General features: G+C 59.8%; 10 protein-coding genes. 3 read left to right on the top strand and 7 right to left on the bottom strand.

Going from position 1 to position 12,692, the window contains the following annotated elements; genetic code table 11:
- Positions 1–22: 22 nt before the first annotated feature.
- Positions 23–733: a TraX family protein gene (locus EAH78_RS28750; RefSeq protein ID WP_140671277.1), complete on the bottom strand. Its 711-nt coding sequence runs from the start codon at positions 731–733 to the stop codon at positions 23–25.
- Positions 734–866: 133 nt separating this feature from the next.
- Here EAH78_RS28750 and EAH78_RS28745 point away from each other — a divergent pair, with 133 nt between their 5' ends.
- Positions 867–1,907 (top strand): low specificity L-threonine aldolase, encoded by a 1,041-nt coding sequence (locus EAH78_RS28745; protein ID WP_140671275.1) that lies wholly within the window; start codon positions 867–869, stop codon positions 1,905–1,907.
- A 233-nt stretch (positions 1,908–2,140) separates the two neighbouring features.
- Complete coding sequence (locus EAH78_RS28740; protein WP_140671273.1) at positions 2,141–2,965, top strand: SDR family oxidoreductase; 825 nt, start codon at positions 2,141–2,143, stop codon at positions 2,963–2,965.
- Positions 2,966–3,084: 119 nt separating this feature from the next.
- Here EAH78_RS28740 and gbcB read toward each other — a convergent pair whose 3' ends face one another.
- Positions 3,085–4,185, bottom strand: coding sequence for a glycine-betaine demethylase subunit GbcB (gene gbcB, locus EAH78_RS28730; protein ID WP_140671270.1), 1,101 nt, complete (start codon positions 4,183–4,185; stop codon positions 3,085–3,087).
- Positions 4,186–4,468: 283 nt separating this feature from the next.
- Here gbcB and gbcA point away from each other — a divergent pair, with 283 nt between their 5' ends.
- Positions 4,469–5,764 carry a glycine-betaine demethylase subunit GbcA gene (gbcA, locus tag EAH78_RS28720; RefSeq protein WP_140671267.1) on the top strand — a complete coding sequence of 432 codons (1,296 nt, stop codon included), beginning with the start codon at positions 4,469–4,471 and terminating at the stop codon, positions 5,762–5,764.
- A gap of 784 nt (positions 5,765–6,548) precedes the next feature.
- Here the strand turns inward: gbcA and EAH78_RS28715 are convergent.
- The 5 genes from EAH78_RS28715 to dgcB form a co-directional block, all read right to left on the bottom strand.
- A complete protein-coding gene (locus EAH78_RS28715) occupies positions 6,549–7,715 on the bottom strand; it encodes a retropepsin-like aspartic protease (protein ID WP_140671264.1) in 1,167 nt (388 codons plus the stop codon).
- Positions 7,716–7,846: 131 nt separating this feature from the next.
- Entirely contained in the window at positions 7,847–8,413 is a 567-nt protein-coding gene (locus tag EAH78_RS28710; RefSeq protein ID WP_140671260.1) for a GNAT family N-acetyltransferase, read from the bottom strand.
- A gap of 122 nt (positions 8,414–8,535) precedes the next feature.
- Positions 8,536–9,306 carry an electron transfer flavoprotein subunit beta gene (locus EAH78_RS28705; RefSeq protein WP_008151894.1) on the bottom strand — a complete coding sequence of 257 codons (771 nt, stop codon included), beginning with the start codon at positions 9,304–9,306 and terminating at the stop codon, positions 8,536–8,538.
- A gap of 15 nt (positions 9,307–9,321) precedes the next feature.
- Complete coding sequence (locus EAH78_RS28700) at positions 9,322–10,542, bottom strand: electron transfer flavoprotein subunit alpha/FixB family protein (protein WP_140671256.1); 1,221 nt, start codon at positions 10,540–10,542, stop codon at positions 9,322–9,324.
- Positions 10,542–12,491, bottom strand: a complete 1,950-nt coding sequence (gene dgcB, locus EAH78_RS28695; RefSeq protein ID WP_140671253.1) for a dimethylglycine demethylation protein DgcB — start codon at positions 12,489–12,491, stop codon at positions 10,542–10,544. Before dgcB ends, EAH78_RS28700 begins: the two co-directional genes overlap by 1 nt.
- Positions 12,492–12,692: the final 201 nt, after the last annotated feature.

The raw sequence follows: 12,692 nt of genomic DNA, 5'->3' as shown, positions 1-12,692 counted from the left end.
TCCCTCGCCACAGGTGACGATGTCAGGCGATGAGGTGGCGCAGGGCCAGAAGTCCGAGGAAGTGCAGCGGATAAAGCGCATACGCCCAGCGACGCATCGGCCGTGGATGGATGCCTTTGGCATGTCGCAAAAGCAGCATTCCCAACAGTGGCGCAATCAGACAAGCGGCAATGCCGGGAATCGCAGCACTGTTGCCCAGCTTCGCGGCATACATCAGCACCCGCCATTCATTGGCCGCCAGACACACCAGCCCCGGCAGCAGCGCGAAATACCAGGGACGCCGGATCACCAGCAACATCGCCAGCGGCAACAACACCCCGAAGAAACCAAACATCAGTCGCTCCGGGAACACTGCTGCCAGCGTCAACGCTGCAACCGCCAGCAGTCGCGATTGCAGCGTCGCGTGCTGCCAGCCCCGCGCGACCAACAGCCCAAGCGCCAACGTGGGCAACACGTTCAACGTGTCGGGGTCAGGAATGTACAGCCTGTAAGGGACCTCGCTGATAGCGCTGAACAGGAGCAACCAACCCAGATACCGCCACTGATGTGTCACTTCCCATGTACGGGAAACATTCACTGCCATCGCCAGACAGAACCACGGAAACGCCAGCCGTCCCGGGACATACAGCAGATCGGCGGAGTAACCGACATATCGCAGGTGATCGAGCACCATGCTCAGCAACGCCAGCCACTTGAGCAGATCCAGTGCCCCATCCCGTTGCGTCATGTGCATAATTGCCCGTCGTCTTTGTATTTTTCTGTCAGACACATCGCGTGTGCTCCCCGGATGATCTTCGGTAAAGTGCGCACCATCATTGACCACGAGTCGCTTCACCATAGGCGACTCGACCACGGAAAGCAGGGCCATGACCGATAAGAGCCAACAATTCGCCAGCGACAACTATTCCGGTATCTGCCCTGAAGCCTGGGCCGCCATGGAACAGGCCAACCACGGCCACCAGCGCGCTTACGGCGACGATGAATGGACCGCTCGCGCGTCCGACGATTTCCGCAAACTGTTCGAAACCGACTGTGAAGTGTTCTTCGCCTTCAACGGCACCGCGGCCAACTCGCTGGCCCTGTCGTCGCTGTGCCAGAGTTACCACAGCGTGATCTGCTCGGAAACTGCCCACGTCGAAACCGACGAATGCGGCGCACCGGAATTCTTCTCCAACGGCTCCAAGCTGCTGATCGCCCGCACTGAAAACGGCAAGCTGACCCCGGAATCGATCCGCGAAGTCGCGCTCAAGCGCCAGGACATCCACTACCCAAAACCGCGCGTCGTGACCCTGACCCAGGCCACCGAAGTCGGCAGCGTCTACACCCCGGAAGAAATCCGCGCCATCAGCGCCACCTGCAAAGAGCTGGGCCTGAACCTGCACATGGACGGCGCGCGGTTCTCCAATGCGTGTGCGTTCCTCGGTTGCTCCCCGGCAGACCTGACCTGGAAGGCCGGCGTTGATGTGTTGTGCTTCGGCGGCACGAAAAACGGCATGGCGGTGGGTGAGGCGATTCTGTTCTTCAACCACAAACTGGCTGAAGACTTCGACTACCGCTGCAAACAGGCCGGTCAACTGGCCTCGAAGATGCGCTTCCTCTCGGCGCCGTGGGTCGGGATTCTGGAAAACGACGCCTGGCTCAAATACGCCCAGCACGCCAACCGCTGCGCGCAGTTGCTGGCCGAACTGGTGAGCGACATTCCGGGTGTGGAACTGATGTTCCCGGTGCAGGCCAATGGCGTGTTCCTGCAACTCTCGGAACCGGCCATCGCTGCCCTGACCGCCAAGGGCTGGCGCTTCTACACTTTCATCGGCAACGGCGGCGCACGCTTCATGTGCTCGTGGGACACCGAAGAAGAACGCGTACGCGAACTGGCCACCGACATCCGCGAAGTCATGTCCCGCTAAGCAGCAATCCGATCCCCTGTGGTGAGGGGGCTTGCCCCCGCTCGGCTGCGCAGCAGTCGTAAATCCATCCAATGCGGTCTGCCTGACAGACCGCATTTTCAGTATTTGGGGCCGCTTCGCAGCCCAGCGGGAGCAAGCTCCCTCGCCACAGTGAGCGCCTACCTGAAGACTTCGTCTACATTGTCTGCGAGCGGTATTGATCCGCTCACATAACAATAATCAGGAGCGCACGCATGTCCTTGAAAGGCAAAACCCTGTTCATCACTGGCGCCAGCCGGGGGATCGGTCGTGAGATCGCGCTGCGCGCGGCGCGTGACGGGGCCAACATTGTGATTGCAGCCAAAAGCGCCGAGCCACACCCGAAGTTGCCGGGCACGATTTTCAGCGTCGCGCAGGAAGTCGAAGCGGCGGGTGGCAAAGCGCTGGCCTTGCGGGTGGATGTGCGTGACGAAGATGCGGTACGAAATGCACTCGCCCAGGCCAACGAACATTTCGGCGGCATCGATGCGCTGATCAACAACGCTGGCGCCATCAAGCTGACCGGGGTTCAACACATCGAACTCAAGCGTTTCGACCTGATGCACCAGATCAACACACGCGCCGTATTGCTGTGCAGCCAGGCCGCCCTGCCCTATCTGAAAAAAACCGGCGGGCACATCCTCAACCTGTCGCCGCCGCTGAACCTGGCGACCCAATGGTTCGCCCAGTACAGCCCCTACACAGTGACCAAATACGGCATGAGCATGCTGACGATTGGCATGAGCGAGGAATTCAAGAATTACGGCATCAGCGTCAACTCGCTGTGGCCACAAACCATGATCGCCACCGCCGCTATCGAATTTCAGCTTGGCTCACGCGAATCGTTCAAGCATGCGCGTACGCCCGAAATCATGGCGGACGCTGCCCACGTCATTCTGGACAGCAGCGGCCGCAGCATCACCGGGCGATTGCTGATAGATGAGGAGATTCTGAGGGAGCACGGCGTAACGAATTTTGAGGGATATCGATTTGAACCGGATTCCACCGACAAGCTGATGCCAGACCTGTTTGTTGACTGAAATACGGACCTTGTGGGAGCGGGCTTGCTCGCGAAGGCGTACTGACATTCAACATTAATGTTGACTGATACGACGCCTTCGCGAGCAAGCCCGCTCCCACATTAGTTTTGCGGTGTTGCTTAGAACTCAATCCGCACGTCACCCTTCGGCACGCTGCAGCACGACAGGATGAACCCTTCGGCTTCGTCTTCTTCGGTGATCCCGCCGTTGTGGTCCATCTCGACCTCACCACCCAGCTTCATCACCTTGCACGTACCGCAAATCCCCATCCCGCACGCTTTGGGAATCAACAAACCAAGCTTGGCCGCAGCCGCGTGAACGGTTTCACCCGGTGCCACACGAATGCTTTTGCCCGACGCGGTGAACTCCACCTGATGCAGGTCCGCCACGTCGACTTCGGGGGCATCCGCCGCTTGCTCGGCTTGCTCCACGGCATCGGCGCGCGCTTCCGGTGGTGTCGCGCCGAATGATTCCTCGTGGTAACGCGACATGTCGAAACCGGCGGTCTCGAGCATGCGTTTCACCGCATTCATGTACGGCGTCGGGCCGCAGCAGAAGACTTCGCGTTCGAGGAAGTCCGGCGCCATCAATTCCAGCATCTTGTGGTTCAGGTAACCGCGATAACCGGCCCACGGTTCGCCCAGGCCATGCTTCTCACAGATCAGGTGCAGGCTGAAGTTGTCGATCCGCGACGCCATGTGTTCCAGCTCGCGGTGGTAAATGATGTCTTTGGGCGAGCGGGCGCTGTGGATAAACACCATGTCGACGTTGCCGTTGGTGTCGTAGAACCAGCGCGTCATGGACATCACCGGCGTGATGCCGACACCGCCGCTGAGGTAGAGCACCTTCGGCGCGGTGAAGTCCATGGCGTTGAACAGCCCGACCGGGCCATGCACCGCCAGTTCCTGACCTTCATGCAGGGTGTCGTGCAGCCAGTTCGAGACTTTGCCGCCGGGTACGCGCTTGATCGTCACCGAGAAGCTGTAAGGCACCGATGGCGAGCTGGAAATGGTGTAGGAGCGCATGATCGGCACGCCTTCGATTTCCAGCTCCAGGGTGACGAACTGCCCCGGCTTGAAAAAGAACAGGATCGGCTGGTCGGCCATAAAGCAGAACGTGCGCACATCCCAGGTTTCCTGGATGACTTTGACGCAACGGACGATGTGTCGACCATTGGCCCAGGTCTGGGTCGTTACCGGATTCAGGAAGCTGTTGGACATGCTGTTCTCCACCGCCGATGCTCGGCCTTATGTTGGCGATTCTGCGTAACGTGCGAACCGCCCATTTACCTATCTGCGACATTCACATACTTATCGCGACCAAGCCCCAACTACCGGGGGTTGCGCGTCGGGAACAGAGTGGGCCATGTCGCTCGTAGATAAGGTTCCGGGCAACGCCGGCCCCACACTCGCTCCATACCAAGACACAACCGTTACACCTTGCGTAGCAAACCTGATTAGCCACTTTCGCCGGCCTCACAGAAAGGCCTTGAGGATCACATCGATGGACGTCACCGCAAAAATCAGCCTGGGCGATCCGCTGGAACCCGCACGCAAGGCCACCGCACAGATGCTGCAAGAGCGCGAGCGTACTTACTCGCTGCCGCAGCCGTTTTACTCTGACGAGCGGCTGTTTGATATCGACATGCAGGAAATCTTCCAGAAAGAGTGGTTGATTGCCGGCATGACCTGCGAGATCCCGACCAAGGGCAACTTCCTGACCCTGGAAGTCGGCAAGAACCCGATCATCGTGATTCGCGGCGCCGACGGCGTGGTGCATGCGTTCCACAACGTCTGCCGCCATCGCGGTTCGCGGTTGTGCACCACTGAAAAAGGCAAAGTCGCCAAACTGGTTTGCCACTACCACCAGTGGACGTACGAACTGGACGGTCGCCTGCTGTTCGCCGGCACCGAAATGGGCGACGACTTCGACATGAAGCAGTACGGTCTCAAACCGGTCAACGTCAAGACTGCCGGTGGTTACATCTTCATCAGCCTGTCGGAGAACCCACCCGCCATTGATGACTTCCTGTCGACGCTGAGCCATTACATGGAACCGTATGACATGGAAAACACCAAGGTGGCCATCCAGACCACCTTGTTCGAAAAAGCCAACTGGAAACTGGTGCTGGAAAACAACCGCGAGTGCTACCACTGCAACGCTTCGCACCCGGCACTGCTGAAAACCCTGCTGGAGTGGGACGACGTTACCGACCCACGCGCCGACCAGGCGTTCAAAGACCACGTGGCCGCCTCTGCCGCTGCCTGGGAAGCCGAGAAGATTCCATACGCTCACGCCAGCTTCGGCCTGCGTAACCGCATCGTGCGCATGCCGCTGCTAAAGGGCACCGTGTCGATGACCCTGGACGGCAAGCAAGCTTGCAAGAAACTCATGGGCCGGATCCAGAACCCTGACCTGGGCTCGATGCGCATCCTGCACCTGCCGCACTCGTGGAACCATTGCATGGGCGACCACATCATCGTCTTTACCGTGTGGCCGATCAGTGCGCAGGAAACCATGGTCACCACCAAGTGGATCGTGCACAAGGACGCGGTCGAAGGCGTGGATTACGACGTAGAACGCATGCGTAAGGTTTGGGATGAAACCAACAACGAGGACCGTCGACTGGCGGAGGAAAACCAGCGCGGCATCAACTCCACCGCCTACCAGCCTGGGCCTTACTCCAAGACCTATGAGTTTGGCGTGGTGAACTTCGTGGATTGGTACAGCGAGCGTCTGCTGAACAACCTCGGGGCTGAGCCGGCACCGTACCTCAAAGGTGTTCCTGTACAAGGCTAAAAGAGCTAAAAGCTTCGCGAGCAAGCCCGCTCCCACATTAGATCGGTGGTGTTCACAGATATTGTGAACGACACGGTCGAGTGTGGGAGCGGGCTTGCTCGCGAAAGCGCCCTCCCAAACAACACATCCCTCCCCGGTATCCACCCGACTCAGAACTGTACGAAATATGACCTATTCCGTTCAGAGCTATACCCACCACACCTCCCAGCCTTCCACAAACAAGTTATCCACACTTCCACCCACAGCTATTGGGGACAAGTGTGGTTTTACACAAAAATTTCTCCACAGAAACCGAAGAAAATCCGTGACTTATCCAGAAGCCCGGTTTTGAACAGCCGCTGGTTGTTTTTTGATCGAAAGCCTACAGCACACGTTTTACGTGGCTTGCAGAGGATGGCAAACACCTTATCCACAGAAGCGCCAACAGACTTTGGGGGCAACTTCTGCGCATCTGTGGAAAACTGCTGAAAGCCGCGATAAATCGGGCATTGCGCGATGTTTACCTAGCCGAAACGTCGATTTGATCGTTTTCTAACCAGCCGCCTGAACAGCCCTGTTTATATGGCCTGTAGCGGTTAGCAAACATCTTATCCACAGAAGCGCCAACAGAGATTGGGGGCAAGTATTAGCGCGCATGAAACCTTATCCACCGCAAAAAGCCCGTAAAAACCATAAGTTAGGCTGGTTAATTTTTGTACGGTGCCTTGTAGCCCTTGATTTGTATGGGGTACAGCGAGGGGTGAACATGTTATCCACAGAAGCGCTAACAGGCTTTGTGGGTAAATCATATTTTATTCAGGCACGAGCGACCCGAAAGCGTTTCCAGGTTCAATTCATAATCATTGAATGCCCGCCACCCGAGCAAAATCGAAGGCACGTACTGCCCGGACACCAACGACGGAGGAATGGTGAAGCCTGGATAGTATTTGTAGGTGATTGCCCGGATGTCGCCAGACAAATCCAACTCGCCCTTGAACGTCTGGTGACGCGAGTTTTCGGCGACGTGAACAGGCAAGTCACCGGGCGACGCCGATGTAAGGTAATCCACATTTCCGGTATCCAGAATCGCCAGCGTTGCCCGACGATCCAGCCGTGCGGCAATGGTCAGTCGTTGATTGATGTCTGCACGCGAATAGGTAACGGGCGAATCGCATCGCGCGGGAGGTTGCGCGTTGAGCTCCAGAGTCTTTTTCGTGAGTTTCAAACGCCCCAACTTGCCGACCAGGTCCAGGCCCAACAAGTTATCCCGGTCACTGACAAACACCAGGACGTTCCTGAACTCGCTCCCGCCGACCTTCAACGATGGAAAGACTCCGAGTTTGGCCGACAGGTCATGCTCCCCATAAAACGTGCTGTAGCCGTAATGCGAGTCGGTTAACAGCGTGACGCCCATGCGCTTGGCGGTTTCGACGTTGACCCGGGTCTGCGGTGCGCCGGTGTCGACAATGAAGCGTGAGGAGACACCGTTGGCCGCTCTGACGTCGATGTAGGGCAACACTTCGTCCGTGACGTATCCCTCACTGGGGCGAGGATAAACCGTGAGCATTTCGTGCCGTTTGGTGCTGGACACTGAAAAGTCACCGGTCGCGCGCAGGGTCGCAATCGATTGACGGCCAAACATGGAGAACAGGACGTTGAGTTCGGGGTCACTCGCGATGGCCTGAGCATGGCGGCGCTTGATTGCCAGGTAGTAATCAGGCAATTGATTGGCGGCTTTGGCCTCGAACATTCGGGCGAACACGGACACTGAACAATTGAGGTTGTTCGTGGCGTCCACGACCTTGTCGCACTGCTGGCGCAGTTGGGCCAAGGATGCATTTTGCCCCTGGTCCGACTCCAGCCACTGATAAAAATCCTGGTCGGACTCAGGGTTGGCAGCCGCCATCAACCCGGCAGGCACGCACATCGCCACGCAGAGCAACCAGGCCGCACACCAACGCAACGCCTTCATGTTCAACCCACGTATAAAAACGGGTTTTATGACTCAGCGCTGAACATCTGAAAGCTCCGTGAACCGTGCTGCACCCTTAACCAGCGCACAGCAAAACTGTAGTTCACCGCGCGGTATGGCGGGAGGCAGCCCTACGGCCGGTACATCAGATAGGCTTCACCCGTGACCCGAATCATCGGGTGGGGCGTGATCTGGCAGGTGTCGACGATACGGAAGCCATGCCGCTCGTAAAACCGCCGGGCACCGGTGTTGGCGGCATAGTCGATCAGGCTCAGGCCATTGAGCCCTAATTGATTGGCCCGGTCGTAAGCATAGGCGAGGAATTGTTTGCCCAGGCCCTGGTTCCGCCAGCCCTCATGCAGCGCCAGGCTGGAAATGTAGAGGGTGTCGGGGATTTCCATGGTGGCATACGGCGCCAACACCGGGTCGGTGACGGGCGCTGCCATTGGGTCATGACGCATCACATAGCTGTGCATCATGCCGATGACGTTCCCGTTTGCCTCGGCGATCAGACAATTTTGATAGGAGAAGTCCACACCGTCGCGGGCATAGCGCAGGGCACCAACGTCCAACAGGTCCTGGCCTGGCTCGGCTATCTGGCTCCAGATGTAATCCGAAGCGCCCTCTGATGAAATCTGGAACAAACGAGCAATCTCCCGCGCATCCGCGCGCAGGGCCGAACGAAATTCAACGGTCATTATTTCCCCTTGTGGGAGCGGGCTTGCTCGCGAAAGGGGCCTGACATTCAACATTGATGTCAACTGAACCACCGCCTTCGCGAGCAAGCCCGCTCTCACATTAGATCTTCACTGGATGTGCGTTAGCGGACCACGCCTTCTTCGATCAGTAACTTGAGAATGGCCTCGGCCCCCGCTTGCGCGGTCACGCCTTTGAGTACCTGCCCACCGCCGCCACTGGCCTTGGCCGTCGCCGCTTTCATCCGGTCTGCACCGCTTTTGGCCTTGATCACCTTGAGGCGCTTAGGCCGTGGCTTGGCCGGTTGCAACGTGGCGACCGCCAGCAGTTCATCGTCGATCACTTCAACTTCATCGGCTTGCAACACGCCACGCCGAGCCGGGCCGTATGCGCTTTGCCGAGGCTTCGGCGCAGCGTTATCCACCGTCGCGAGAAACGGCAAGCGCACTTTCAAGCGACGACGCTGACCTCGCGGCAACGCTTGCAGCACCAGCGCCGAATTGCCGTCGATGGATTCCACCTGCGCCAACCCGACCACCAGCGGCCAGCCGAGGCTTTCCGCCAGCAGGAACGGCAACATGCCCGAGCCTTCACCGGTTTCAGCCTGACTGCCGGTCAGCACGACTTGCGCCCCGGCGTCGCGCAAATAAGCGGTCAACGCTGGCAGTGCATCGGCACCTTCCGGCTGCTCAAGCACATGTAACTGTTCCAGACCCATGCCCAGATAAGCGCGCAGCGCCGGTTCCGCGACATCGCCGGCATGCAGCACTTGGAGGTTATCCCCAGCCAGTTGCAGGCCCAGTTCCACCGCCCGCGCATCCTGCTCCGCACGACGTGGCCGGCCGGAGGTCGGGTGGGCGCCGATGGACACCAGGCTGATGATTTTCGTGCTCATAACCCTTTCCTTCCCTTAAGCCGCATCGCGCTTGGCGTCGTTGCGGTAAGCCGCAATCGCATCGATCAAGGCTTGAAGAATCTCGGCGCTCTCGCCGATCACCGACAGATCGGCCCGTTTGATCATGTCGCAGCCAGGGTCGAGGTTGATCGCCACCACCTTGTCGCAGGCACCGATGCCTTGCAGGTGCTGGATCGCCCCGGAAATACCCACCGCCACATAAACCCGTGCGGTGACCCAGGTGCCGGACGCGCCGACCTGACGGTCGCGCGCCATGAAACCATCGTCCACCGCCACACGGGACGCGCCTTCGGTGGCGCCGAGCGCTTGGGCGGTGCTGTGGAAAAGTCCCCAGTCCTTGACCCCGTTGCCGCCGGAGAAGATGAACTCGGCTTCGGCCATCGGAATCGCCGCCGGGTCCACCGCCACCGCGCCCAAATCTTCGATGCGCGACAGGCTGCGAACCACGGCTGTGGATAACTCCACCGGCAGTGCTTCATGACGGGTTTCGCTGACTGGTTCGGCGCATTCGGCCGCGGCCAGAATCAAGCGTGCAACCGGGCGCGCGAGGTCTTGCAAACCGGCACCGGCGCGGCCGATGCATTCCTGATCCTTGACCTGCCAGACCCTTGTGGCCGGGCGTTCACCCAGTGCGGCGGCAAAGCGCCGGCCGAGTTCACCGCCACCGCTGCGGCTGTCCGGTAACAGCCAGTGACGCGGGCTGAACTGGTTATCCACAGTCCGCAGGCCCTGGACCCGTTGTTCCGGTGCATAACCGCTGAATTCATCACCTTCCAGCACCAGCAAGCGATCAACGCCCGCCGTCGCAAAAGCGTTTTCCTTGTGCTCGCCGAAGACCACGGCCAACACCGCACCGTCCTTGCCGGCCAACTGATGGGCCAGACCGAGCAAATCGCGGTCGTGGCTGCTCAAGCGGCCGCCGACCATGTCCGGCACCACGCTGATGTAGAACGCCGGTGCCGGCACTTGATGCAGCGGCAATTGCACTTCAACGGCAGCGGTGCGTTTGGTCGCCCCGCCCTGCTGAGCGCCGCTGCGGTCAATGCGCTTGATGCCGTTGGGGCCGATAAAACCGATGCCATGCAGATTCTTGCGGATGACGCCGTTCGGCCCCATCCAGCTGTGTTGCGCCGGTTGCATGGCCGCGTGCAACGGGTGCAAGCGGTTACGGGCAATCCATTCGGCGCGGGGGTCGCGGCGGATAATGTCGCTCATCAGTGGGCCTCCGCAGGTTCACGTTGGGCCGGTGCTGCCGGTTTGCTCGGTGCGGAATCTTCGAGCAACGCGTCGGCCACCAGTTCGGCGATGTCCTTGATCAGCGGACGCGGTTCGACCACGCCTTCGAGCATCGCGGTGCATTGTGGACAACCCACGGCCACCAGTTCGGCGCCGGTTTCGCGAATGTCTTCCATGCGCATGTCAGGGATCCGTTGCTTGCCCGGAATGTCGGTGATCGGCGCGCCGCCACCGCCGCCGCAGCAGCGCGAACGGAAACCGGAGCGTTGCATCTCTTTCACTTCGATACCGAGGGCGCGCAGCACTTCACGCGGTGCCTCGTATTCGCCGTTGTAGCGACCGAGGTAGCACGGGTCGTGATAAGTCACGCTGCTGCCTTTGTGCTGGCCGAGGTTCAGGGCACCAGCGCCGATGATTTCTGCCATGTAAGTACTGTGGTGCTGCACGAGGTAGTTGCCGTCGAAGGCGCCGTACTCGTTTTTCAGCACGTGGAAGCTGTGCGGGTCGCAGGTAACGATGCGGTTGAAGCTGTACTTGGCCAGGGTCTGGATGTTGCGTTTGGCCAACAACTGGAACGTTGCTTCGTCGCCCAGACGTCGGGCCACGTCACCGCTGTCGCGCTCTTCCAGACCGAGCACCGCGAAGTCGACCTTGGCCGCTTTCAGCACTTTGACGAAGGCGCGCAGGGTGCGCTGGTTGCGCATGTCGAAGGCACCGTCGCCGACCCAGAACAGCACGTCGACGGATTTCTTCTCGCTCATCAGCGTGAGGTTCAGGTCCGCCGCCCAGTTCATCCGCCCGCCCGGCGCAAAGCCGCCCGGGTTGTCGGTGGCGATCAGGTTTTCCAGGACTTCGGCGCCCTTGTTCGGGGTCGCGCCTTTTTCCAGGGTCAGATGGCGGCGCATGTCGACGATGGCGTCGACGTGCTCGATCATCATCGGGCATTCCTCGACGCAGGCGCGGCAGGTGGTGCAGGACCACAGGGTTTCGGCGTCCACCAGACCGTTGACGATCGGTTGATGAGGATTGCCGGCGTGTTCACCAATGGCTTTTCCTGGATACGGGCTGCCGGCGAACTTGGCATCGGTGCCGCCGGCCAGGCCGACGACCATGTCCTGAATCAGTTTTTTCGGGTTCAGCGGCTGACCGGCGGCATAGGCCGGGCACGCGGCTTCGCATTTACCGCACTGCACGCAGGCGTCGAAGCCGAGCAGTTGGTTCCAGGTGAAATCCTTGGGTTTTTCCACGCCCAGTGGCGCAGTTGGGTCGTTGAGGTCCAGCGGTTTCAAACCGGTGGAACGGCCGCCGTTAAAGCGCTCGGCGCGACGGTGCCAGGCCAAGTGCAGCGCACCGGCGAAGGCGTGCTTCATCGGCCCGCCCCAGGTCATGCCGAAGAACAGTTCACTGACGCCCCACAGCACACCGACGCCGAGGACCGCCGCCACCAGCCAACCACCGAAGTTTTCCGGAAGGATGCCGGCGACCGGCAGGGTCAACAGGAAGAACGATGCCGAGAACGCCAACAGGCTTTTCGGCAGGCGCATCCACGGGCCTTTCGACAAACGGGCCGGCGGGTTGAGCCGACGCAGGTAAACGAAGATCGCACCGACGAACATCACGGCCGTCATCAACAGCAACGCATAACCCAAGATGCGGTTATGCAGGCCGAAACCGTGCACCAGAATCGCCAGCACAATGGACGCCACCGCACCACCGGCCGTGGCAACGTGGGTGTTGGCGATGTATTTGTCCCGCGCGACGACATGGTGCAAATCGACCATGTAGCGCTTGGGCATGGCGAACAGGCCGCCGATCAGGTCGACCTTCGAGGCTCGACCCCGGCGCCACATGGCCACCCGCCGCAACGCGCCCAGGACAGACAGGCCCAGGGCAGCGAACAACAGGATTGGAAGAAGGGTGTTCAACATGGTGGAGCTCCCAAAGACCTCGGGGTCATGTGCGTGCCGATGAGAGCGACGCACCTACTTGTGGCGAGGGAGCTTGCTCCCGCTGGAGTGCGAAGCGCTCCCAAAACAGTCTCAGGTGTACACCTGATACACCTCGACTGCAGGTTTTTGGGCCGCTTCGCAGCCCAGCGGGAGCAAGCTCCCTCGCCACAGGTGATGGTG

It is taken from the genome of Pseudomonas arsenicoxydans, from assembly GCF_006438915.1.
Classification (GTDB): domain Bacteria; phylum Pseudomonadota; class Gammaproteobacteria; order Pseudomonadales; family Pseudomonadaceae; genus Aquipseudomonas; species Aquipseudomonas arsenicoxydans_A.
Note: the sequence above shows the minus strand (reverse complement) of the source record. Positions and strands in the feature narration are given on the sequence as shown.